At 65.1% G+C, this 23152-nt stretch carries 25 protein-coding genes and 1 pseudogene; 10 read left to right on the top strand and 16 right to left on the bottom strand.

All coding sequences use genetic code 11. From position 1 onward, the window contains the following. Nucleotides 1–42 precede the first annotated feature (42 nt). From P9230_RS29045 to P9230_RS29025, 5 genes are all read right to left on the bottom strand, one after another. Nucleotides 43–1818, bottom strand: coding sequence for a tetratricopeptide repeat protein (locus P9230_RS29045; protein ID WP_278121399.1), 1776 nt, complete (start codon nucleotides 1816–1818; stop codon nucleotides 43–45). Between the two features lie 187 nt (nucleotides 1819–2005). Next, nucleotides 2006–2422: a DUF1284 domain-containing protein gene (locus tag P9230_RS29040; protein WP_278057150.1), complete on the bottom strand. Its 417-nt coding sequence runs from the start codon at nucleotides 2420–2422 to the stop codon at nucleotides 2006–2008. After that, nucleotides 2419–3027 carry a biotin transporter BioY gene (locus tag P9230_RS29035; RefSeq protein ID WP_095830456.1) on the bottom strand — a complete coding sequence of 203 codons (609 nt, stop codon included), beginning with the start codon at nucleotides 3025–3027 and terminating at the stop codon, nucleotides 2419–2421. Before P9230_RS29035 ends, P9230_RS29040 begins: the two co-directional genes overlap by 4 nt. A 211-nt stretch (nucleotides 3028–3238) precedes the next feature. Further along, the gene (locus P9230_RS29030; protein WP_095800918.1) at nucleotides 3239–3904 is read right to left on the bottom strand and encodes a GntR family transcriptional regulator; all 666 of its coding nucleotides are present in this window, start codon (nucleotides 3902–3904) and stop codon (nucleotides 3239–3241) included. 107 nt (nucleotides 3905–4011) lie between these two features. Continuing rightward, entirely contained in the window at nucleotides 4012–5025 is a 1014-nt protein-coding gene (locus P9230_RS29025) for a polyprenyl synthetase family protein (protein ID WP_095801112.1), read from the bottom strand. Between the two features lie 162 nt (nucleotides 5026–5187). Between P9230_RS29025 and P9230_RS29020 the strand changes: the two genes are divergently transcribed. The 6 genes from P9230_RS29020 to moaB all read left to right on the top strand — a co-directional run bounded on the left by P9230_RS29020 (nucleotide 5188) and on the right by moaB (nucleotide 8898). Beyond that, nucleotides 5188–5412, top strand: coding sequence for a DUF2007 domain-containing protein (locus P9230_RS29020; RefSeq protein ID WP_066999078.1), 225 nt, complete (start codon nucleotides 5188–5190; stop codon nucleotides 5410–5412). Further along, entirely contained in the window at nucleotides 5412–6206 is a 795-nt protein-coding gene (locus P9230_RS29015; protein ID WP_278121397.1) for a methyltransferase, read from the top strand. Before P9230_RS29020 ends, P9230_RS29015 begins: the two co-directional genes overlap by 1 nt. Before the next feature lie 108 nt (nucleotides 6207–6314). Further along, complete coding sequence (locus P9230_RS29010) at nucleotides 6315–7172, top strand: S49 family peptidase (RefSeq protein WP_067327810.1); 858 nt, start codon at nucleotides 6315–6317, stop codon at nucleotides 7170–7172. 84 nt (nucleotides 7173–7256) lie between these two features. Next, on the top strand, nucleotides 7257–7442 hold the full coding sequence (locus P9230_RS29005) for a hypothetical protein (RefSeq protein WP_066999017.1): 186 nt from the start codon (nucleotides 7257–7259) through the stop codon (nucleotides 7440–7442). Between the two features lie 26 nt (nucleotides 7443–7468). After that, a complete protein-coding gene (locus tag P9230_RS29000; protein ID WP_278121452.1) occupies nucleotides 7469–8350 on the top strand; it encodes a 4-(cytidine 5'-diphospho)-2-C-methyl-D-erythritol kinase in 882 nt (293 codons plus the stop codon). After that, nucleotides 8350–8898, top strand: coding sequence for a molybdenum cofactor biosynthesis protein B (moaB, locus tag P9230_RS28995; protein ID WP_095823831.1), 549 nt, complete (start codon nucleotides 8350–8352; stop codon nucleotides 8896–8898). Before P9230_RS29000 ends, moaB begins: the two co-directional genes overlap by 1 nt. Before the next feature lie 14 nt (nucleotides 8899–8912). Here moaB and P9230_RS28990 read toward each other — a convergent pair whose 3' ends face one another. Both P9230_RS28990 and P9230_RS28985 read right to left on the bottom strand, forming a co-directional pair. After that, nucleotides 8913–9887 (bottom strand): hypothetical protein, encoded by a 975-nt coding sequence (locus tag P9230_RS28990; protein ID WP_278121395.1) that lies wholly within the window; start codon nucleotides 9885–9887, stop codon nucleotides 8913–8915. A gap of 194 nt (nucleotides 9888–10081) precedes the next feature. Beyond that, on the bottom strand, nucleotides 10082–10585 hold the full coding sequence (locus P9230_RS28985; protein ID WP_278121393.1) for a glycosyltransferase: 504 nt from the start codon (nucleotides 10583–10585) through the stop codon (nucleotides 10082–10084). Between the two features lie 148 nt (nucleotides 10586–10733). Here P9230_RS28985 and P9230_RS28980 point away from each other — a divergent pair, with 148 nt between their 5' ends. Both P9230_RS28980 and P9230_RS28975 read left to right on the top strand, forming a co-directional pair. Continuing rightward, on the top strand, nucleotides 10734–11888 hold the full coding sequence (locus P9230_RS28980) for a PA0069 family radical SAM protein (protein WP_278121391.1): 1155 nt from the start codon (nucleotides 10734–10736) through the stop codon (nucleotides 11886–11888). A 255-nt stretch (nucleotides 11889–12143) separates the two neighbouring features. After that, entirely contained in the window at nucleotides 12144–12842 is a 699-nt protein-coding gene (locus P9230_RS28975) for a ribonuclease HII (protein ID WP_278121390.1), read from the top strand. A gap of 230 nt (nucleotides 12843–13072) precedes the next feature. Here P9230_RS28975 and P9230_RS28970 read toward each other — a convergent pair whose 3' ends face one another. The 7 genes from P9230_RS28970 to P9230_RS28940 form a co-directional block, all read right to left on the bottom strand. Further along, complete coding sequence (locus P9230_RS28970) at nucleotides 13073–13564, bottom strand: F0F1 ATP synthase subunit B (protein ID WP_066999035.1); 492 nt, start codon at nucleotides 13562–13564, stop codon at nucleotides 13073–13075. Nucleotides 13565–13574: 10 nt separating this feature from the next. Next, on the bottom strand, nucleotides 13575–14156 hold the full coding sequence (locus P9230_RS28965) for a F0F1 ATP synthase subunit B (protein ID WP_278121389.1): 582 nt from the start codon (nucleotides 14154–14156) through the stop codon (nucleotides 13575–13577). Nucleotides 14157–14218: 62 nt separating this feature from the next. Beyond that, nucleotides 14219–14443, bottom strand: a complete 225-nt coding sequence (locus P9230_RS28960) for a F0F1 ATP synthase subunit C (protein ID WP_066999040.1) — start codon at nucleotides 14441–14443, stop codon at nucleotides 14219–14221. A 79-nt stretch (nucleotides 14444–14522) separates the two neighbouring features. Further along, entirely contained in the window at nucleotides 14523–15284 is a 762-nt protein-coding gene (locus P9230_RS28955) for a F0F1 ATP synthase subunit A (protein WP_278121387.1), read from the bottom strand. 65 nt (nucleotides 15285–15349) lie between these two features. Beyond that, entirely contained in the window at nucleotides 15350–15742 is a 393-nt protein-coding gene (locus tag P9230_RS28950; RefSeq protein WP_066999046.1) for an AtpZ/AtpI family protein, read from the bottom strand. Between the two features lie 275 nt (nucleotides 15743–16017). Continuing rightward, complete coding sequence (locus P9230_RS28945) at nucleotides 16018–17199, bottom strand: cell wall hydrolase (protein ID WP_278121385.1); 1182 nt, start codon at nucleotides 17197–17199, stop codon at nucleotides 16018–16020. A 140-nt stretch (nucleotides 17200–17339) separates the two neighbouring features. Beyond that, complete coding sequence (locus tag P9230_RS28940) at nucleotides 17340–18614, bottom strand: MFS transporter (RefSeq protein ID WP_278121383.1); 1275 nt, start codon at nucleotides 18612–18614, stop codon at nucleotides 17340–17342. A gap of 118 nt (nucleotides 18615–18732) precedes the next feature. On the opposite strand from P9230_RS28940, the gene P9230_RS28935 reads away from it, so the two are divergent. Further along, complete coding sequence (locus P9230_RS28935) at nucleotides 18733–19650, top strand: LysR substrate-binding domain-containing protein (protein WP_278121382.1); 918 nt, start codon at nucleotides 18733–18735, stop codon at nucleotides 19648–19650. A 108-nt stretch (nucleotides 19651–19758) separates the two neighbouring features. Here the strand turns inward: P9230_RS28935 and der are convergent, their stop codons facing one another. After that, nucleotides 19759–21189, bottom strand: coding sequence for a ribosome biogenesis GTPase Der (der, locus tag P9230_RS28930; RefSeq protein ID WP_067327802.1), 1431 nt, complete (start codon nucleotides 21187–21189; stop codon nucleotides 19759–19761). 6 nt (nucleotides 21190–21195) lie between these two features. Continuing rightward, nucleotides 21196–21861, bottom strand: coding sequence for a tetratricopeptide repeat protein (locus P9230_RS28925; protein WP_066999055.1), 666 nt, complete (start codon nucleotides 21859–21861; stop codon nucleotides 21196–21198). Nucleotides 21862–22063: 202 nt separating this feature from the next. Between P9230_RS28925 and P9230_RS28920 the strand changes: the two are divergent. After that, nucleotides 22064–23065 (top strand): annotated as a pseudogene (locus P9230_RS28920) (polysaccharide deacetylase); the annotation flags it as partial. Nucleotides 23066–23152: the final 87 nt, after the last annotated feature.

Here is a 23152-nt window from a genome sequence, read left to right as displayed (position 1 = left end):
CGGGGCCCCCAAGGGCCCCGCCAAACTGCAGAAATGTGCGCCTCAGCCCTTCGGCGCCGCGGGCGGGACCGGTTTCAGCTTCGGCGTTTCCTGCGCCGTGTTGGACTCGATCGGCGGCAGGCCCTTCAGCAGCTTCTGCTGCAAGGTGGCGAGCACATCCGGGTCCGGCTTCAGGTCGCGTGCCTGGGTCCACTGGAAGGTCGCTTCCAGCTTGCGGCCGACGCGCCAATAGGCGTCGCCCAGATGGTCGTTGAGAACCGGATCCTCGGGCTTCAGCGACACGGCGCGCTCCATTTCGCGCACGGCGTCGTCGAAGCGGCCGAGGCGGTAATAGGCCCAGCCAAGCGAGTCGACGATGTAGCCGTCGCTTGGCCTGAGATCCACGGCCTTCTGGATCATCGCCAGGCCTTCCTTGAGGTTCGTGTTCATGTCGACCCAGGAATAGCCGAGATAGTTCAGAACCTGCGGCTGGTCGGGCTGCAGCTCCAGCGCCTTGCGGAAATTGGGCTCGGCCTTCGGCCATTCCTTCAACCGCTCATAGGCGATGCCGCGCTGGTAGAAGATGTTCCAGTTGGCGGCAGTCGGCGTCTTCAGCTGTTCGACCGCCTTGTCGTAGAGATTGGCAGCCGAACGGTAGTCCTCCTTGGAGGAGTAGACGCCGCCAAGCGCCAGGTAGCCGCGCATGTCGGTCGGGTGCGCATCGACGTAGCCCTTGAGATGCGCGATGGCTTCGTCGTGACGGTCGATGTCGGCAAGGTTCAGGCCAAGCTGCAGCTCAGAAAGCTCCTTCAATGGCGAGGAGGCCGGAATGCGCCGATAGAGCGCGATCGCGCCTTCGCCGTCCTTCAGCTGCTCGGCGACGGCGGCCAGCTGCACGAGGGCGGCGTCGCTGTCCGGCTTCAGCGCCAGCGCATATTGCAGATAGAGCCTAACGAAAGGCTCGCCGCCGCCACGGTTGAGCGCGGTGGCGAGGTCGAGCAGGATTTCCGAGGCGCCGTCGGCCGGGGTAGCGACCAGGGGCTCGATCTTGTCGCCTTTGCTGATCCTGTCGCGCAGCGTGGTGATTTCGAGCTTGCCAGGCGCGAAGGCTTCGGCCTGGTTCAGCACCGCCATCGCCTTTGTCTTGTCGCCCTTGCGGGCGAGGAACGAGGCATAGGCCTGGGCATTGCGCATCCACGTCTCGGGCGCGGAGCCGCCGGCGGCGGTATCGGCCAGGGTGGCGGCATAGATCTCATCGGCCTTGGCGGAAAGGCCGGCGGCGTCGGCGATGAGGGCGCGATGGAAGGACTTGAACAGGCCGAACCAGTCCGGCCCCTTCAGCTTGTCGATCGAAGCCATCGCCTCGGAGGCATCGCCCGCGCCTTCCTTGGCCCAACCGTCCATGACGCCGGAGAGCAGCCGGTCGAGATCGGATTCGAGCGACAGCTTCAGCCAGTACTGAGCCTTGGCGTAGTCCTTCTTGTGGAAGGAATCGACGGCAAGCGCCAGACGCGAGAAGCGCTCGACATCGGGAACTTCCTTGAGCTTGTCGGCATAGACCAGCGATTCCTCGAAGCGGCCCTGGGCGACCAGCGCCAGCATGAGGCTCTGCTGCAGCTCGGTGTCATTGGGGGCAAAGGCCAGCGCCTGCTTGTAATAGGCGATGGCATTGTCGAGATCGTTGTCGCTTTCGGCAATATGGGCGGCAAGATAGGCGCCCGAAAAGGACGTGATCTGGACCGGTTGGGAGTTTTCCTTGGCATGGGCAGGCAGCACCGACAGCGCCACACCCGCTAAAAATGCCAGCCTCGTCAGCCAGCGCGCACGTCCTTGCCGCATTGTATCCCTTTCAGCCAGACGCGATCCCCCCTTGGCGGACCGCCCATAGAGTCGATGTTTTCCCGACAAAGCATGGCCTTTTTGGGGTCAGGCTTCAATCCGCAGCGAATCACAATGCAATCATCGGGCTTAAAAAATACGGCGTGCATCCAAAAAGTCCGGCGCGGGAAGCCGCAGACAGCGCCGCCTAAAGACGCGTATCTTGGAATCCGCTGAGGGCAACCGCGCTGCACAGGTCGGACCATTCGCAGCCCGAGCACGCCTGACGCGTCAGGCCGGCGGAAAACGCCTTGCGCATCGGCGCCAGGCTGGAGGCATCCAACACGAGCCGGTCGCCGGCCCGGACGGGCCGGCCGAGGAGAGCGCCGACGTCGCGCGCCCCGAGCCCGTCGCGCTCGGCGGCGCCTTCGCCCAGGCAGTGCGGCTCGCGCTCGTCCAGCATCGGGGCGCAGATGTCGTCCGGCCCGGACACGATCAGGACCGCCTCGCCCTCGCCCAGCCGCTTCACCACATTGTCGTAGTTGGCGGTGAAGGCGGGCGAGTAGCCTTTGCCGACATAGGTCAGCAGGCAGAGCAGATGATGGGCGCGCAGCCTGACAGTCATTGCGTCTTTGACGAGCGGTCGCGCGGTTCGGCTCGATAGGTGGAAAAGAGCTTCAGCGTCGCGGCGCCCAGCGCCGACTTCAGAAGGCCGCCGACAATGAAGGGTAGGAAGCCGAAGGTGATGGCCTTCTCGGCGCCGATCATGGCGGCAAGCCAGGCCGTGCCGAGAACCAGGCAGAGAAGGTTTCCGATGAGCATGGCGGCGAAGGCAAGCATCACCCGATTGCCGTTCCAGCCGCGCTCGGCCAGCCAGCCGACGATCGCACCGACGATCGGGAAGGAGAAGAGATAGCCGCCGGTCGGGCCCATAAAATGCTGCACGCCGGCCGCACCGCCGGCCAGAACCGGGAAGCCGGCGGCACCCTCGACAAGCCAGGCCGCGATGGTGAGCGCGCCGAAGCGCCAGCCATAGAGCGCACCGACCAGCGTCACCGCGAAGGTCTGCATGGTCACCGGAACCGGCACCATCGGCACCTCAATGTAGGACGACAGCGCCAGGAACAGCGAGCCGAGGACGACGGCGCCGAACTGCCAGGCAACGGAGCGGCTGTGCAGTTGGAGCGGGCTGAAGGAAGACTGGCGGGTCGAAACGGCGATGTTTGTCACGGTGAGGTCCCTGGCTGAGTTGAAATTATAGATAATTCCTGCAATCGATCTATTATCGAATCCATATTTTTGCGGAGATGGCAAGCGCTGCCTTCGCGGAGGCAGATCGCAGGAGCGAAGAAGCTGAGCCGTTCACCGGGTTCTGGGGCGCGCAAAACCGACATTTGAGTGCGATTGAGCGCAGAAAGGCAGCTGTGTCTGCGTTCTCGCGTTAGCCGACAATGGCAAAGGCGTCGCGAGTCCTGCCGGAAGCGGTCTTGACCGGTTTTTGGCCGATCCATTGCACATGCCGGCCGAGCGTGGCGGCGGCCGATTCCGTGTTGCCTTGCCTCAGCGCGCTCAGGATCGCCCGGTGATCCTGATCGGTGCGGGTCTCCCATTCGGAGCGCCAGGCGGCGAACAGGAAACGCGCGCTTGCGGCATGCAGGTCGTCGATGGTGGAAAGCAGGCGCGGCATGTTGCAGGGCGTCAAGATCAAGCGGTGGAAGGTGCGATTGGCCTCCTCCCAGGAGCGGACATCGCGGGATTTGTCGCCCGCCTTGGTCGCCTCCTCGGCGCGGTCGAGGATCGCCGGCGTCAGATGCGGCGCGGCGTGGCGCAGCGCCAGCACTTCGAGCGCCGCGCGCATCTCGGCCACTTCCCTGACCTCGCCGAGGTCGAAAGCGGCCACACGCACGCCGCGGCGCGGCTCGCTGATCGCCAGACCCTGCGCCTCGAGGCGGCGAAAGGCCTCGCGCACCGGCACGTGGCTGGTGCCGAATTCCTCGGCGACATGGTCCTGGCGCAGCCGCGATCCGGGCTCGATAGCGCCCGAAATGATGCGGTCCGCCAGTTCCTTGCTGATGCGGACGGCGATCGTGTCCTCTGTGGTGGCCATGTTTTATAGATAATTTGCTGAGCTGCCGTTTGTCGAGACGGCCAGAGCGGAATCACAGGCGCCCGCCCGGCGGACGCCAGGCGATGCCAAGAAGAACCGACAGGCGCTCAGTTGACGCGGCTGATGCAGAAATCGATGACGTCGATCAGCGCCGATTTCTGCGGCGTCGCCTCCAGCGGCGCGAGCGCGTCGCGGGCGATCTCGCCGAAGTGTCGGGCGCGGCCAATCGTGTCGGCGATGGCGCCATGGCGGGTCATCAGACCGATCGCCTTTTCGAGCCCGGCATCGTCGGCGACATTTTCCTCGATGGCGCGCTTCCAGAAGGTGCGCTCGGCCTTGGTGCCCCGCCGATAAGCGAGGATCACCGGCAGCGTCACCTTGCCCTCGCGGAAATCGTCGCCGACATTCTTGCCGAGGTCCTTGCTGGAGCCGCCATAGTCCAGCGCGTCGTCTATGAGCTGGAAGGCAAGGCCGAGATTCATGCCATAGGAGCGCAGAGCCGCCCGGTCGGTGCGGGAAGCGAGCGCGATCACCGGACCGACCTCGGCGGCGGCCGAGAACAGGGCGGCGGTCTTGGCCTTGATGACGGCGAAATGCTCGTCCTCGGTGGTCTCCAGATTCTTGGCAGCGGCAAGCTGCATCACCTCGCCCTCGGCGATGATGGAGGCGGCGCTCGACAGGATGTCGAGAGCCTCCAGCGAGCCGACCTCGACCATCATGCGAAAAGCCTGGCCGAGCAGGAAGTCGCCGACCAGCACGCTCGCCTGGTTGCCCCAGATCATGCGCGCCGTCTTCTTGCCGCGGCGAAGCGCGCTCTCGTCGACGACGTCATCGTGGAGCAGCGTCGCGGTGTGCATGAATTCGACCGCGGTGGCGAGCTTGACGTGCCCCTCGCCCGCATAGCCGAACATCTGGGCGGCGGCGAGCGTCAGCATCGGCCGCAGCCGCTTGCCGCCGGACGAGATCAGGTGGTTGGCGACCTCCGGGATCATCTCGACGTCGGAGCCGGCCTTCGACAGGATCAGCTCGTTGACCCGTCCCATGTCGGCTGCCGTCAGGTCGATGAGATCCTGGATGGAAGCAGGTTCCCGCTTGCCTTCGATATTCAGAACGACACCCACCACGATCACTCCCGTCTCATTGACGCGCCCGACAACACCCTGGTCCCGGTGGGACTCTAGGTCGGCACAACCGCGCACGGCAAGAGGCGAATTGGCGCGGTTTGGCTGGCGCTGGGCTGCCCTGGCGTTTACATGAGCGCCGCAACCTGCGATTTTCATTCCATGATCGAGCTTGTCCGCACCAACGACGCCGTCCTCATCTCCTTCGTCGAATCGCTCATGCGCGACGCTGGCATCGCCTGCTTCGTCGCCGACCAGAACATGAGCGTGCTCGACGGATCGATCGGCATCCTGCCCAGGCGCGTCATGGTCGATGCCGAGAAAGCCGATGCCGCGCGGCGCATCCTGAAGGATGCCGGCATCGAGAACGAGATCCGCCGGCAATAATGGCAGCATCAACCGCCCTCGCCCCGGACACGCCGGCCCACACGGTCGACGCCTTCCATCGCGGGCGCTTCTGGCTGGTGCAGCCGCGACAAGGCCACCGTGCCGGCATGGACGCCATGATGCTGGCTGCTGCCGTCCCGTCCGGCTTTTCCGGCCGGCTCGCCGATTTCGGCGCGGGCGCCGGTGCGGCGACGCTCGCCGTGCTGTCGCGCTGCCCTGAGGCACACGCGGTTCTGGTCGAGCGTTCCGAGGAGATGGCGGCCTTTGCCGCCGCCACGCTTGCCCACCCCGGCAACGCGCATCTCGGCGACCGCGCCTCGGTGCTTAAGGCCGACGTCACGCTTGCGGGACGGGCACGGCACGGAGCCGGACTTGCCGACAATTCGTTCGACTTCGTCGTTATGAACCCGCCCTTCAACGCGGCACAAGACCGCGCAACGCCGGACGCGCTGCGCAGAGAAGCGCATGTCGCGGAGGACGGCCTGTTCGAGCGCTGGATCAGAAGTGCGGCCGCCGTCGTCAAGCCGCGCGGCGGACTGGCGGCGATTGCGCGGCCGGAGCAGCTTGTCGCCATCCTGGATGCGATGGAAGGCCGCTTCGGCGATGCCGAGATGCTCTGCGTGCACCCGCGCCCAGACGCGGCGGCGATCCGCATCGTCGTCAGGGCGGTGCTCGGCGCGCGCGGAAAACTGTCGATCCGGCCTCCGCTCACCTTGCACGGCGCATCCGGCAACGAGCCGACGGAGCGGACCGAAATGATCAGCAACGGGCTGGCGTCGCTGTTCGGCGATTGATCAGAGGCCGGCGATGCGGCATTGCCGTTGCGCGGCGAATTCCTACATGCCCGGGAGCAAGGATGAGGTCTGACCTTGCTCTAGCATCTGTTGTGGAGACAAGCTTTCGTGAAACGCTTCTTCAACCGCCTGCTGCCGAAATCCTGGCGCTCGACAGTCGTCACCATTCCGGTCATCCGGCTGCATGGCACGATCATGCCCGGCGGCGGCCAGTTCCGGCCAAGCCTGTCGCTCGCCTCGACGGCCGGGCTCATCGAGAAGGCGTTCGGCTTCGACGCGCCGGCGATTGCGATTTCGATCAACTCGCCGGGCGGCTCGCCGGTGCAGTCGCGGCTGATCTTCAAGCGCATCCGCGACTTGGCGGCAGAGAAGGACAGACGAGTGCTCGTCTTCATCGAGGATGTGGCGGCCTCCGGCGGCTACATGATCGCAATCGCCGGCGACGAGATCTTCGCCGACCCTTCCTCGATCGTTGGCTCGATCGGCGTCGTCTCCGCCTCCTTCGGCTTCCCGGAGCTGATGAAGAAGATCGGCATCGAGCGGCGCGTCCACACCGCGGGCCAGAACAAGGCCGTGCTCGACCCCTTCAAGCCGGAAAAGAGGGAAGACGTCGAGCGGCTGAAAGCCTTGCAGCTCGAAGTGCACGAGACCTTCATCGATCTCGTCAAGGAACGGCGCGGCACCAAGCTCAAGGACGACCCGGATCTGTTCACCGGACTGTTCTGGACCGCCAAAAAGGGTCTCGAGCTCGGCCTCGTCGATGCGCTGGGCGACATGCGCAGCGTGCTCAAGACCCGTTTCGGCGAAAAGACGCAGCTCAGGCTGATCACCGCGCCGCGCGGGCTTTTCGGCCGTTTCGGCTTGTTCGGATCGCGTTTTTCGGCGCCGGACATCGCCGCGGCCGCGGCCAGCGGCGTCATCGATGCGGCGGAAGAGCGCGCGCTGTGGGCGCGCTTCGGGCTTTGAAAAAGCCATGATTGCGTCTAGCATGGCCGCTTGACCGACCCATCCGGCCGGCCTTGCCGCGAGAAACGCGGGAGGAGTTGTGAGATGCCGCAGATCATTTTCTTCGTTGTCGTCGGCGCCGCCGCCTATTTCGGTTATCGCGCTTTCGTACGCGAGGCCGAGCGCGTGACGGCCAAGATCCGGCGCACCGAGAAGCAGGCGGCCAACGGCACGATGGGAACGCTGGTCAAGGATCCGAAGACCGGCGAGTACCGTCTGGCTAAGGACTGAACACCATCTCGCCAGCAGCCGACATTCTGGAGGCCGAGGCCAAGTCCCGGACATGGCTTGCGCCTGCCAAGATCAACCTCGCGCTGCACGTCACCGGACGGCGCGCCGACGGTTATCACCTACTCGACAGCCTTGCCGTGTTCACGCGCTTCGGCGACCGGCTCGAGATCGAGCTGGCGCAACACGATGCGTTCTCGGCGTCTGGTCCCTTCGCCGCCGGCGTGCCAATCGATGGCGACAATCTGGTACTCAAAGCGCGCGACGCGTTGCGGCGGGAAGCCGGCGCGCGACAGGCGCCACCAGTCGCCATCCGGCTGGAGAAGAACCTGCCGGTCGCTTCCGGCGTCGGCGGCGGCTCGAGCGACGCGGCGGCGGCGCTCAACGGCCTTTCGCGCCTCTGGGAGCTCGACATCGGGGAGGCGGGGCTGGCGCGGATCGGGCTGACGCTCGGCGCCGATCTCCCGATGTGCCTCAAGGCAAGGCCGCTAATTGCGCGCGGCATCGGCGATGAACTGTCGCCGCTGACGGAGTTTCCGGCGCTTGCGCTGGTCCTCGTCAACCCGGGCGTCGCCGTTTCGACACCCGAAGTATTCAAGGCGCTTTCCGGACCTGACAATGCGGCATTGCCGCCGCTGCCCGGCCGGCTCGATTTTCACGGCATACGCAATTGGCTGGACACGACGCGGAACGATCTCGAACCTGCCGCTCGCGCCATCCAACCGGCGATTGGCGATGCGCTCAAGGCGCTGAAAAAAGCGGGAGCCGCCTTTGCCCGCATGTCGGGCTCCGGCGCTACCTGCTTCGGCCTGTTCGAGACTGGCAATGTCGCCAAGCGCGCGGCGATCGACATCCGCCGCCGCCATCCCGGTTGGTTCGTGGCCGCGACGCGCAGCATGGAGACCGACTGATGGCCAACGAAAGCCGCCCCTTCATCCCGGTGCGCATCGCGGTGCTGACCGTTTCCGACACGCGCAGCCTGGCCGAGGACAAATCCGGGCAGATATTGGCCGACCGCATCGCAGAGGCTGGCCATATACTGATGGCTCGCGACATCGTCACCGACGACCGCGAGAAGATCCGCGAAAAAGTGCTCGCCTGGTCGAGGGATGAAACGGTGGACGTCGTTATCACCACGGGTGGCACCGGCTTCACCGGCCGCGACGTAACGCCGGAAGCGCTGGAGCCGATTTTCGAAAAGCGCATGGACGGCTTTTCGGAAGTCTTCCACCGGATTTCCTATGACAAGATCGGCACATCGACGGTCCAGAGCCGGGCGACCGGCGGCGTCGTCAACGCCACCTTTATCTTCGTGCTGCCGGGCTCGCCCGGCGCGTGCAAGGATGCTTGGGACGGCATCATCAAGGCGCAGCTTGACTACCGGCACATGCCCTGCAACTTCGTCGAGATCATGCCGCGGCTGGACGAGCACCTCAGGCGCCGCGGCAAGCCGGAGTAGCGGCCCCGTCCGGCTCAGCGGATGACCGGCTCGCCGTGGAAGCGGCGGCGCGACGGCCGCGAGACGCCGAAGCCGATTTCCATCATCAGCCGCGGCGTATGCGCCGGCACCGTTCCCATATGGAAGCCGAACGGATCCTCGACGAAGCCGAGGCCCGCCTCGCCCGTCAGCGTCACAGAGCTTTCCGGACCGTAGACGTCCAGCACGTCTTCCGCGGGGTGGCCGACCAGAAGCGTGAGCTGGTGCTTGAGCGCGCGGCGCCTGTGGCTGCCGCGGACATAGACATGCGGGCCGGTGCCGGCGTCGACCGGCACCAGATAGAAGAAGAATTTCAGCATCCGCCAATCGTCGAGATCGAAATGGTATTTGCCGAGCGAGGCGAGATTCTTGTCGGCATCCGAGGCCTTGCCGGTCGGAAAGCTCCACCACACGCGCGTCGTGATCAGTTTCGCCTGGCCGCCGAGATAGTGCTGCGCGACCTCGAGGAGCAGCGGATCCCGCTGGATGGCAAGCGCCGCCGGGCAATCGAGAATGCGTTCGAAATAATGCCCGCTGAGCAGCGAGCGGCCGAAACGCTTCTCCGCCTCGGCATGGTCGCCCGGCATGAATTCGAGACGGCGGTCGAAATTGCCGAAACAGGGCGTGCGTTGCGCAAAAACGGCGATCTCCTCATGGATCGCCGACGGCAGCGTGAACCCCGAAAACAGTCCATCGGAGCGAAGCGCCGCGACCACCGCCTCGCGATCGACGCCGGCAAACATCGTCTCTCCCGCATTGTCGAGCGGGCGAACGCGTCTGGCGCCTAGCCAGTGCATGCGGCGCCCCGGCATGGTGCGCGCCAGCACGAACATCGGCAGCCAGGCCGGATTTTCGCGTAGATCTTTCAGATAGGTCGGGATGCGCACGGCGATGCGCCTGAACAGGCTGCCATTACGAGCGATCGCCTCCAGGCTGGCCGCGCCTGAATTGTCTGGAGTACCAAGGTTCATCGGGTTCCTCGTATGCATGGCGTCCGACGAAGCGCCAGCCGTCTGCCGCTTCATCGTCACCCAATCCCGATTGTCCCGCTTCAAGCAGATGCTAATCCACTGCAGGTTTTTGTGCAATGCACAATAGTATGGGCCGGCAAAGTTCGCGGCCTTTTTCTCTCTTTTCGCCTTCTGGAGAGAAGGAGGGCATGCGCTCACTTCGGCGGCGCCACCCAGATTTCGGCAATCAGCCTTCTGGTGGCGAGGCCGCGCGCCAGGGCTTCGGCGCTGCGGGCGCTTTTCGCCAGCACCGTGGCCTGGCGCTTGCTGATGACAAGCCCTTCCTCCAGAGCCCGGTTGCCCGAAAAAACCCGGACCAGAAACGGCGTGCGATTGCCGCGGGCGCGTGAAAAACGCGCCGGCATCGTCTGTTTCGCCGTGTGAGCGACGACCTCGTCGATCCAGCCTTCGGCGAGCCGGGCGCCGGGTTCCAGAAGCAGCAGCCAGTCGCCCTTGGCCTGGCCGATGCCTGTTGCGATGCCGCCGGCGACAAGGTGGCAGCCGGCATGCTCGGCGACGCGATGCGTCTGGTCGGTCGAGCCGGTGTCGCAGACGATGACGTCGCGCACCACGCCCTCGACCGCGCCGCCGATCAGCGAGGCCAGCGTGCGGGCAAGGCCTTCTTCGTCGTTCCTGGTTTCGATAAGGACGCTGAGCATTTTAGCCGAATAGCGGAAAGCGCGGCGCTGCGCCAGTTGCGCTTTCTGAACGAGAAAGTTCTTGCTTTGTTCTCATTGGCAAAATAGGAATAGTTTCATGAACAGAGCGATTCGACAGCCTGCCCACAGTCCCTGGGAGAGGGCGAAAATGGAACAGATCGTGCGCGCCGACATTGCCGCTTTCGGAGCAGGCAGAGCCGAGATGGCAAATGCAATGATAGACCAGAGCGGCATGCGCGTGCGGCCGGACCGCAATCGCGGACGCTCCGCGGGCATCAATCCGTCCGGCCGCTTCGAGCCGGTCAGCCGGCATGTGTTCGACGATGGCTGGAACTCGCTGGAGGAACTGCCGCCGTTCAAGACGGAGGTGCAGGTCGAGAAGCCGCGCACCATCATCACGCGCAACGAGTCGCCGGACATTTCCTTCGATCGTTCGATCAATCCCTATCGCGGCTGCGAGCATGGCTGCGTCTACTGCTTTGCCAGGCCGACGCATTCCTTCATGGGCCTGTCGCCGGGGCTCGATTTCGAATCGAAGCTCTTTGCCAAGCCCGATGCGGCGCGAATGCTGGACAGGGAATTGTCGAAGCCCGGCTACCAGCCGCGCACCATCGCCATCGGCACCAACACCGATCCCTATCAGCCGATCGAAAAGCAATACCGCATCATGCGCGAGATCCTGGAGGTGCTGGAGGCGCGTGGCCATCCGGTCGGCATCGTCACCAAGTCGGCACTGGTGACGCGCGATATCGACATCCTGTCGCGCATGGCCGAGCGCGGGCTCGCCAAGGTGGCGCTGTCGGTGACGACGCTCGACCGCATGCTGGCGAGAACCATGGAGCCGCGCGCCTCGACGCCGACAAAGCGGCTGGAAGCGATAAGGCAGCTTTCGGATGCCCGCGTCCCCGCCTCGGTGATGGTGGCGCCGATCATTCCCGGCCTCACCGATCCGGAGATGGAGCGCATCCTCGATTCGGCGCGCGCCGCCGGCGCCAGGGAGGCAGGCTATGTCGTGCTGCGTCTGCCGCTCGAGGTGGCGCCGATCTTCAAGGACTGGCTGTTGCGCCATTATCCGGATCGCTACCGGCATGTGATGTCGCTGATCCGCTCGATGCGCGACGGCAAGGACTACGATTCGGAATGGGGCAAGCGCATGAAGGGCGCCGGACCCTATGCCTGGCAGATCGGCCGGCGCTTCGAGATCGCCGCCAAGCGGCTCGGCCTCAATGCCGAGCGGCGGCAGCTTCGGACCGACCAGTTCGTCGCAGGCTCCGGCGTCGGCGAGCAGTTGATGCTGCTGTGAAGATGATGCCGGCCGCGAAGGCCGGCGGCTAAGGCAACTCGGGAGGCAGAGTTTTGCGCCCGGATTGCGATCCGCTAACCCTCTGTTTTGATGTAACTTCGTACGGAAGGCCCGCTACGCACTCTTCCTGGAATTGCTCAAGAATCCCGTCCGGCCCAGTCCCCCGGCCGTGAGACGGTGCCCTCCCGGTCCGACGCCCCATCCGACCCGGAGGGACTTGCGGAGAATCGGAGCCGATGCGAACCTCGCCGCACCATGGCTCGCGCGCGTTCCGATTCTCCGCTTCTCTTCGAAATGGTCGAGAAGCCCGACTTCTCGATTGAAACGAAAGCGATGGTCGAGGGGCTGTGGCCGGTAGCGGGGATGGACGAGGCGGGCCGCGGGCCGCTTGCCGGTCCGGTGGTGGCCGCGGCCGTGGTGCTCAACCCGGCCAACATTCCCGAAGGGCTCGACGATTCCAAGCGCCTCACCCATCTGCAGCGCGAGGCGCTGTTCCTCAAAATCCTGGGCTCGGCGCTCAGCGTCTCGATGGCCTCAATCAGCGCCGAAGGCATCGACAACAGCAACATTCTGAAAGCCAGCCTGGAAGCCATGCGCCGCGCCGCCGCCGGACTGTCGCTGCCGCCCAAACTGGCGCTGGCGGACGGCCGCGACGTGCCGCCAGGGCTCACCTGCGAGGGACGCGCGCTGATCAAGGGCGACCAGCGCTCGCAATCTATCGCCGCCGCCTCGATCATCGCCAAGGTGATGCGCGACCGCATGATGTGCGGCTGCGGCGGCCATCATGAGCATTACGGGTTCGAAATGCATATGGGCTACGCGACGGTCCGCCACCGGACCGCGATCGAGGCGCATGGCCCGGTGGCGCGACTGCATAGGGCGTCGTTCGCACCGTTCCGGTTTGGCGGCGTCGAGGTGGCGGAAGCGGAAGAGAGCTTCGAGGGAATAGATTAATCTTCCCCGTCGGGGGGAAATGGCCGGCTGGCGGAGAGGGTCGTCGCGCGTGAAGCACCGACGCCCTCTTTAGTCGCACAAGGCGTCGAGCTCTACGCGCAACGATCCTCTCTGTCGGCTTCGGCGAAAGCTCCCCCTCAAGGGCCCTCAAGGGGGAAGATTGTTCGCGCCCAAAACAAAAAAGCCGCCGGGTTGCCCAGGCGGCTTCATGTCAGCAACGGCAGAGCCGCTCAGTTCAGCTTGGCCTTCACGTCCTGCAGCGCCGACTTGAACAAATCGGCGCCGGCCTTGGCGTCGACCTTGGCGGCAAGCAGCGCACGGGCGGCCTCGACGGCGATGTCGACGGCGCTGGCACGCACCTCGCCGATCGCTTCGCGCTCGGCCTGGCTGATCTTCTGCTCGGCAAGCGCCGTGCGCCGGGCGACGTAGTCCTCGGTCTTCTTATGCGCCTCGGAAGCAAGGAGCTCGGCCTCGCGCTTGGCGGCGGCGACGATGTCGGCGGCCTCCTTCTCGGCTTCCTTGCGCTTCTGCTGGTATTGGCCGAGCAGCTGCTGGGCCTCTTCGCGCAGGCGGCGCGCTTCCTCGAGTTCGCTGCTGATCTTGGCCGCACGGGAATCGAGCGACTTTGCGAGCATGCCCGGCACCTTCAGATAGATGACGGCGCCGAGGAAGATGATCAGGGCAATGGTGGCCCAGAGCGTGGCAAGTGATGTGGCGTCCATGATGGCCTCCTCACCGGGTCGCGGATTTGACCGCGGCCGAAATCTCGGCCTTGTCGGTCTTGCCGCCGACCAGCGCCTCGACGATGGCCGACGTGGTGTCCTCGGCTATCGTGCCGACTTCCTTCATCGCCTTGGCCTTGATCGAGGCGATGCTCGCCTCGGCTTCGCCGAGCTTCTGCTCGAGTTCCGCCTCGAGCTTCTTGCGCGTGCTTTCGGCTTCGCTCTTGGCGGCGTCGCTCGCCTGCTGGCCGATCTTGTTGGCGTTGGCCTTAGCTTCCGCCAATTCCTGCTCATAGGCGGCAACGGCAGCGTCCGCCTCGCCCTTCAGCCTGGCGGCGTGGTCGAGATCCTGGGTGATGCGATCGTTGCGGACATCGATGATACCGCCGATGCGCGGCATCACAACCCGCTTCAGGAACAAATAGAAGAGCCCGAAGGTGATGACGAGCCACAGGATCTGCGACGGGAAGGTCTCGGCATTGAACGGCGGGAACGTGCCATGCTCCTCGGCAGGCACGGCGGTGCCCGCATGCGTATCGCCCTCGGCCGTGGCCGGCGCGGATTCTTGCGCAAAGGCAGATGTCACGAACATCTCATTCCCCTGTCCATACGGCGGGGCCGCACCATGCGGCCCCTTTCGTCAGCGCGTGGTTCTTACCTGAAGACCAGCAGCAGCGCGATGAGGAGCGAGAAGATGCCCAGCGCTTCGGTCACGGCGAAGCCGAAGATCAGGCGGCCGAACTGGCCGTCAGCGGCCGACGGGTTGCGGAGCGCACCCGAGAGATAGCTGCCGAAGATGTTGCCGAGGCCGATGCCGGCGCCGCCCATGCCGATGCAGGCGATACCAGCGCCGATAGCAGCTGCTGCAGTTGCGTCCATTTCAAAACTCCTGTGGTTTTCGTAATCGTTGCGGTTGGTACGTTGGGTATGCTGGCGCCGGGGCGCCGGTGAAAATCGATCAGTGGCTCGGGTGCAGAGCGTCGTTCAGATACATGCAGGTCAGCACCGCGAAGACGTAGGCCTGCAGGAAGGCGACCAGCAGTTCCAGCGCCGTCAGGGCAACCGCCATGGCGAGCGGCAGGACCGAGCCGGCGATGCCGACCGCACCCAGCGCGCTGAGGCTGACGACGAAGCCCGAAAACACTTTCAGCGTGATGTGGCCGGCCAGCATGTTGGCGAAAAGACGAACGGAGAGGCTGACCGGACGCGAGACAAAGGAAATGACTTCGATCGCCACCACCAGCGGCATCAGATAGCCAGGCACGCCATGCGGCACGAACAGCTTGAGGAAGCCGAGGCCGTGCTTGGCGAAGCCGTAGACGATGACGGTGCCAATGACCAGGATCGCCAGCGTGAAGGTGACGATGATGTGGCTGGTGACGGTGAAGAAATAAGGGAACAGGCCGATCAGGTTGGCGACCAGCACGAACATGAACAGCGAGAACACCAGCGGGAAGAACTGCATGCCCTGCTTGCCCGCCGCATCGCGCAGCATGTTGCCGACGAACTCATAGGCCATTTCCGAGACCGACTGCAGGCGGCCAGGAATGAGGGCGCGGCTGGCGGTGCTCATGCAGAGGAAAGCGGAAGCGACGGCGATCGTCACGACCATGAACAGAGCGGAGTTGGTGAAAGAAATGTCGTAGCCGCCGATATGAAGCGGGATGATCGGATGGATCTGGAACTGGTGGATCGGATCGACCTGGTCAGCAGCAGCCACTTTAAATCCCCGTCAAAGCCACAACCGGCTTCTTAAGTTTCTTTCGCGCCTTGCGGCGCCTTACTTCAGTCCTTCGGTTCGGGCGGCTTGCCGCCCTGGCCGAATTCCGATGCAAGTCCCGACGAACGCAGGACATTGAGTATACCGGCGCCAAAACCCAGCAGCAGGCCGACGATCAGACCCCAGGGCGCGATTCCCGCCAAGCGGTCGATGATCCAGCCCAGGCCGACACCAACCACCACTCCGGCGATGAACTCGCTGGACAGTTTCAGGGCCTGACCGTAACCGGTCGCAGCTTTCGCTTCGTCTTTCCCCTCGAGCCGGTCCGTGCGTCTTGATGCAAGCGATGCTTCAAGCTCGCGCCGGCGGCGCTCAAGTTCGTCGTCGCGGATGGTGGCTTCTGGCTGCCTGCCGCGGCCGGTTTCTCCGGTTCCGTCTGGCCCGTTTTTGTCGGCCATCGCAACCCCCCTGCCCGGGCAGACGATCACCGTCCGTCCGCTTCTAAAGTCGCCGGCAACATAGTTAGCGGGTCCGCGCCCGTCAAGCCACGGGCCGAACTTCAAAGCGATGTATTTTCCGCTTTCAAATCAATGGCTTATCCGGGTGCGACATCGTGCCCGTCACGCCTGTGCGAGGACTCGGCGCGAATCCGGGCGACAAGCCGCGCTGATCGGTGCGCGCAGCAAACGAGAAAGAGCCGATCAAGCGGCTCAGTTCGAGCCGCCTAAACGGCTCAGCTCCAGCCGCCGCCATAGGTGCGATAGAAGATATGCAGGCCGATCCTGGTCATGCGCTGCATGGCGCGCGCCCAGCCCGGATGGACGTAATTGGCGTAGTAATGCGTCGAGGATCCGACCTCGGGGATGAAGATCTTGCCGGCGGTCACCGCCATGGCGACATCCTGGGCGGTCTTGTACGCAACCGCGTCGTTGATGCGCTTCTTCCTGCCGTCGCAGGCGAAGGAGAACTGGCAGCGGTTGAACCAGTTGTCGTTCTGGTAGACGACACCGCAGATCGTCTTCGGATAGGCAGGGTTGCGGACGCGGTTTAGGATCACCTGCGCCACCGCGGCCTGGCCGCGCACCGGTTCGCTGCGCGCCTCAAAATAGATGCCCTTGGCGAGGCATTCCTGTTCCGGCTTGGAGAAGACGGCCGCCGGCAGCGGATTCTGCATCCAGGCGTGATCCCCCTTGCCCATTGGCGGAATGAAGCGGCCGTCATTCGGATCGTCCTGCAGCAGAGCCTCAAAGGGCGAGGCCTTGGCATAGTCCGGCGCCGACTGGGCATAGGCGGTGGCGAGGATGTCCGGCTTGTCGTTGTTGACGAGAGCGACGAGAGCCGCCGGCAGATCCGGATCGGGCTTCTTGTCCTCGCGGATGTGGAAGGCCTGGGCGATCTGGATTTCCTTGCCCTTGATGCCGGGCTTGGCGAAAGTCAGCTTCAGGCCGCTGTCCATCGCCGGACGGAGCAGCGAGGAGGTACGCTCGAAGATGGAGCCGGCGCTGAAATTCTTCGGCGGCGCAACCGGCGACACCTGGACGAGGCGGCCCTTCTTGTCGGCGCGCACGACGCGGTCCTCATCGGGCGTAGCGCCGGCGACATTGCCCTTGCCGCGGAGCGCCACCGTGCCGACGCCAGGCAGGTCCACGCCGGAGCCGGAGATCGAGCCCTTGGCGGCCGAATCGACGAACGGCATCTCGGCGGCATGCACCGAGCCGGCGACGGATTTTTCGACATAGGCATTCCAGCGATGGCTGGGCGACTCCAGCCCGGACACGAGGCTTGCCATATCCTGGTAAGCGACGACGGACGGAAAGCCGACCCAGAAGCCGAGCCCCAGAACCAAAGGAGGAAGGAAGGAACGTTTATTCGCAACGGCGGCGGCGACGAGCCGCGTAAGAACGCGTCGATGCACGGAACTCTCCAGAAACGCTACTGACCCCGGAGAGCCAAAATGAAGCATTAACCTTGATGGGGGGTTAACGGCACCGATCGTGTTTTTTTCATGTTGCAGATAAGCCGGCCTCCGCCAGCTGTGGAAAGCCGGCGAAAACGTCAGGCCGTGCGCAGAAAAATCGGCCATGCGATCGCCGCGCAGATCGCGGCCGCCAGCCACACGCCCGGCCATGCGAAGAGAAGCAGAAGCCAGGGAATGGCGATCGGCACCAGGCAGAAGCCGACAAAGACCAGAGTGTTGGCGAGGCTGAGCGCGGTGCCGACATGGCCGGCACCGGCAAGTGTCGCAAGCTCGGTATAGGCAACGCCATGCCAGGCCGATACGCAGATGCCGGCTACGATCATCATAAGGGGCAGGAGCAACAGCAGCGACGGCTGCCTGGCTGCAGCGATGGCCAGAACCCATAGCACCAGGAAGGCCAGCGCGCTCAGCGCGCTGCAGAACCTCAGGAACGGCCTTCGGTTGCGGTGGCGGTCGGTGTAGCGGCCGCTCCAGACACGCATCACCATGGCGCCCGTCTGCACGGCGGCGAGGGTGGCGCTGGTCACCCATGTGCCCGTGCCGGCAAAGTCGTGCAGGAAGACGGAGGCAAAGGTGAGCACCGCCACCTGCGGGAAGCAGAGCAGGCCGATGGCTGCCGAGATGCGCCAGACCTCGATGTTGCGCAGCGGCGCCGGGCCGGTCGTGACGGCGGCGGCATGCGCGTCGCCTTGCGTCGGCGGCTCGTGCAACCAGCGCCGGGCAAAGCAAGCCGAGAGCGCGGAGAGAGCCGCCAGCAGGCCGAAGACGGCGGCGAAGCCGAAGCCCAAGGCTAGCCACGGCAGGACGAGCGCGCCGAGCCCGCCGCCAAGCGGCACCGCCATCTGCCTGATGCTCATGGCGAAGCCGCGCTCGCCTTCGCCGAACCAGCCCATGATGGCGCGGCCGCTGGAGCCGTTGACGCTGCCGCCGAGCAGGCCTGCAACGAGCAGGCTGGCCGAAAGCAGCACGACACCGGGAGCGGCTGTTTTCGTCGGCACGACGAGGATTGCCATGGCAAAAAGCCACACGGCCGTCGCGCCGAGCCCGGTCAGGAGCACGCGGCGGTCGCCCCAGCGGTCGGTAAGCACGCCCCAGGGCAGTTCGCTGAGCGCCACGCCGAGGCCGAGCAGACCGAGCGCAGCGCCGAGCGAGGCATTGTCGAGATGGTAGTCCTGGCGCATCACCACAGCCGTCGCCGGGATGCCGGAGAAGGTAGCGGAGAAGCCGGCATTGGCGGCGACGCCGATGCCGAGCACTTTCCATCGATGGGTGGGCCCGAAGGCGCGGCCAGCCGAAGCGGCGGCGCCTGCCGCGGGCCGCCGGCAATCGTTGCGAGTTACGATGGCGGACATGATCTCGTATTCCCTCTGCGCCGGTCGATCGGTCTTGACCGGTCGGATGTAGCGCCATAGCTTCATCCAGAAAATCAGCAAGTTTTTGATCGATAATCCTGAAAATAAGGACGATCTCATGCGACGCGTCACATTCGACCTCGACGTGCTCAGGACCTTCGTCACCGGCATGGAGCTTGGCAGTTTCGCCAAGGCGGCCGAGCGGCTCGGCCGCTCGACCTCTGCCGTCAGCGCGCAGCTGAAGAAGCTGGAAGAACAGGCGGCGACCCCGGTCTTCCGCAAGGCGGGGCGCGGCCTGGCGCTTACCGAAGCCGGCGAGACGATGCTCAGCTATGCGCGGCGTCTCATCGAGCTCAATGACGAGGCGGCCTCAGCTATCCGCGACGTCGAGCTGGAAGGCTGGGTGCGGCTCGGCCTGCAGGAGGACTTCGGCGAGGCCGTGCTGCCGGAGGTGCTCGGCCGGTTTGCCCGTGCGCATCCCAAGGTCCGGATCGAAGCGCGGATCGGACGCAGCCATGAGCTCGCCGAGCGCGTCGTCTCAGGCAGCCTCGACATCGCGCTGGCCTGGCACGACGGCACGATCCTGCCCTACAGCCGGCATGTCGCCGAGGTGCAGGCGCGCTGGATCGGCCCGGCGAAACCGATGCAAGCCGGCCACAATGGTGAAGCGCTGCCGCTGGTGTTGTTCGAGGCGCCATGCCTGCTGCGCACCGTGGCGACCGAGACGCTCGACCGCGCCGGCCTCGCCTGGCGCATGGCGTTCTCGAGTCCCAGCCTCGGCGGCATCTGGGCGGCGGTCGCCGCGGGTCTCGGGCTGACGATCCGCACCGATATCGGCCTGCCAGCCACTGTCAGGGCGATCGCGCCGGGCGTGCTCGGGCTGCCGCTCCTGCCGATGATGGCGCTGCATCTGCACCAGAAGGATGCCGAGCTCGATCCGGTGGCGGCACGGCTGGCAGAGATATTGTTGGAGGCGGCGCTGGATACGCTGCCGGAGGGAGCGCGTTTCGGCGAGGGCTTGCCAGCGGTCGCGTAGGATTCCACGCTATTCTTCATCCTCGAGCGGAGCAAGGAGCGAAGCGACACGGCACAGACCCGTGAATGACGACGGGAGGGGCGCTGCCGACCCTTTCCCACAAAGGGCTCAGCGCTTCTTCGCCCGACCTGCGAAAGGATTCTCCGAGGTGCGCAGCGCCATGCGGATCGGCACGCCGGGCATGTCGAAAGCCTCGCGCAGGCTGTTCGAGAGGTAGCGGACATAGGATTGCGGCATCGCGTCCGGGCGCGAGCAGGAGACGACGAAACCCGGCGGCCGGGTTTTTGCCTGCGTGACATATTTGATCTTCAGCCGGCGGCCGGCGACGGCGGGCGGCGGATGATGCGCCAGAATGCCTTCCAGCCAGCGGTTGAGCTTGCCGGTCGAGACGCGGCTGTTCCAGACCTTGTGCGTCTTGATGACGGCGTCCATCAGCCGATCGAGGCCGCGCCCGGTCTCGGCAGAGACCGTCACCGCCTGAATGCCGCGCACTTGGGGAAGCAACCGCTCGGTCTTTTCGCGCAGCTCGGCCAGAAGCTCCTGCGGGTTGTCGATCAGGTCCCATTTGTTGAAGGCGATCACCGGCGCGCGGCCCTCGCGAATGATCAGGTCGGCGATTTGCAGGTCCTGCTTCTCGAAGGGGATGGTGGCGTCGAGCACGATGATGACGATCTCGGCGAAGCGGATAGCGCGCAGGCCATCCTGCACCGAAAGCTTCTCGAGCTTTTCCTGGACTTTGGACTTGCGCCGCATGCCGGCGGTGTCGAACAGCTTTATCCGGCGGCCGCGCCAGTCCCAGTCGACCGAGATGGAATCGCGGGTGATGCCGGCCTCGGGTCCGGTCAGCAGCCGCTCCTCGCCGATCAGCGCATTGATCAGCGTCGACTTGCCGGCATTGGGGCGGCCGACCACGGCTATGCGCAGCGGCTTGGTCTCGTCATAGGCCGGCTCGGCGTCGGGGTCGGCGATATCCTCGCCGATCAGCACCTCGCTCACGGCGATCTCATCGCCCGGCTGTTGCGCGTCCTCGCCGAAGGCGCGTTCCTCGCCGAGTGCCGCGATCACCGCATCGCGCAGATCGGGCATGCCTTGGCCATGCTCGGCCGAGACGGGGATCGGCTCGCCGAGGCCGAGTTCCCAGGCTTCCAGCATGCCGCCTTGCGCGCCTCGCGCTTCCGCCTTGTTGGCCACCAGCACCACCGGCTTGCCGGATTTGCGGACCACGTCGGCGAAGGTCCGGTCGTCGGGCATCAGGCCCGACTTGGCATCGACGGTGAAGAAGATCAGGTCGGCCTCGCGGATGGCGATCTCGGTCTGCTGGCGCATGCGGCCGGGCAGCGTCGAGGCCGCCGCATCCTCGAAGCCGGCGGTGTCGATGACGTCGAAGTGAAGATCGTAAAGCTTGGCGGCATGGACGCGACGATCGCGCGTCACGCCCGGCGTGTCGTCGACAAGCGCCAGCTTCTTTCCCACCAGCCGATTGAAAAGAGTCGATTTGCCGACGTTAGGCCGGCCGATGATGGCGACTTTGAACGTCATCCGGGGTCACGAAGCGTTGCCCGACCCGCGGATCAGCTCGGACATCAACTGCGCCCGCTGGCGCGCATTGCGCGGGGCGCCGTCATCCGAAGCGATCTGGTCGAACAGTTTCAGCGCATCCGCCGACTTGCCTTCCTTCCAGGCGGCAAGGCCGAGCGCCTCGCGCGCCGAGCTGCGCAGCGGATTGGTGTCGGCGGTGAGCGCCTCGACACGGCTGGAGACATCGGCAAACGAGCCGTGATCCACCAGCAGCAGCGCCGCTCTCAATCGCGCCATGTCGCGGATGCCTGCGGGAATGGCGCTGTCGGCCGCGACCGCATCGAAATCCTTGACGGCGGCGTCGACGTCTCCCTTGTCGGCCTTGACGGTCGCGGCCCGCATGCGGGCGAGCAGCGGATAGGCGCCATAGCCATCCTTTTCCAGCTGATCGAGAGCGGCGATCGCCTCGTCGTTCTTGCCGTCATTTGCGAGCTTGAGCGCCTGCGAGAAGGCATCGCCCGACCGGTTGGCGCGGGTCTCGTCCCAGTAGCGGTAGCCGACGAAGGCGGCAGTCGCCACCACGATCAGGATCGCGGCACCGAGCAGGGCCGGACCAAAGCGGTCCCACAGCGCCTGCGCCTGCTCGCGACGAATCTCTTCGTTGACTTCGCGGATAAAACTGTCGTCCGACATCAATCAAAAACCATTGCGGCCCCGGAACGGAGCGCTTCTTGAGCCCCGCGTTTTAGCGAAATTTCGTCGGCATGGAAGAGGGATCGCCGGAAAATCGGCGGAGGCTCCCAGTGCCCCACAGGCCTTGCCGGAACGCATCGATGCTACATTTGGGCGATAGACGGCTTTCCTACAGCCCCAAAGGTTGCCCAAAAGGTTGCCAGTGCCACGTTCGTTCCGCGTCCTTGCGTTCAGCCTCGCCTGGCTTGGCTCCGTTGGCACGGGGCTTGCCGATCCGCCGAAACCGATGGCGGCGAAACCAAAGCAGATCGTGCTTATCTCCTTCGACAGCGCACGCGAGATCTCGCAATGGGAGCGCAGCCGCGCGCTGGCAAAGCGCACCGGCGCGCATTTCACGTATTTTCTGTCCTGCGTCTTCCTGCTCTCGCCGAAAACGCGCGCCGAGTACGTCGCGCCCGGCAAGGGTGCCGGCAAATCGAATATCGGCTTCGCCGCCTCGGAGCAGGATGTCGCGGACCGGCTGCAACAGATCCGGCTCGCGGCCGCCGAAGGTCACGACATCGGCAGTCATGCCTGCGGACATTTCGACGGCAGGGGCTGGAGCAAGGCCAACTGGCTGGCCGAGTTCTCGGCGTTCGGCCGCGTCCTCGAAAACGCCTATGCGATCAACGGCATTTCGCCCGAGCCCTCTGGCTGGCGTGAATTCGCCCGCCATGCCGTGATCGGTTTTCGCGCGCCGTACCTCTCGACCGGCAAGGCGCTTTACGAAGCGCTGCCCGAGGCCGGCTTCCAATATGACGCAAGCGGTGTCTCGAACGGCCCTGCCCTGCCGCGCGCAAAGAACGGCACCACCCGTTTTGCATTGCCGCAGATTCCGGAAGGGCCGAAGTCGAAGCGGGTGGTCGCCATGGACTACAACCTCTATGTTCGCCATTCGGGCGGCTTGGAGAAGCCGTCGATGGCGGGCGTGTTCGCCGACCGCGCCTATCGGGCGTTTCGCGCAGCCTTCGATGCGCAATACAACGGCAAACGACTTCCGCTGGGGCTCGGCTTCCACTTCACGCAGATGAATGCCGGCGCCTACTGGAACGCGCTGGAGCGCGTTGCCGGTGAAGTCTGCGTCATGGAGCAGGTCGAATGCATCAGCTTCCGCGACTATATCGAGCGGCAGCGCTCCGGCGATGCACGGGTTGCCGTGGGGGGGGGGGGGGGCCCCCCCCCAAAAAAAAGGAGGGGGGGAGTAAGGGAGGGGAGGCGGGCGGCCCAAATTTATAGGTGTAGGCGGGGGCGA

It is taken from the genome of Mesorhizobium sp. WSM4887 (assembly GCF_029625865.1).
Classification (GTDB): Bacteria; Pseudomonadota; Alphaproteobacteria; order Rhizobiales; family Rhizobiaceae; genus Mesorhizobium.
Note: the sequence above shows the minus strand (reverse complement) of the source record. Positions and strands in the feature narration are given on the sequence as shown.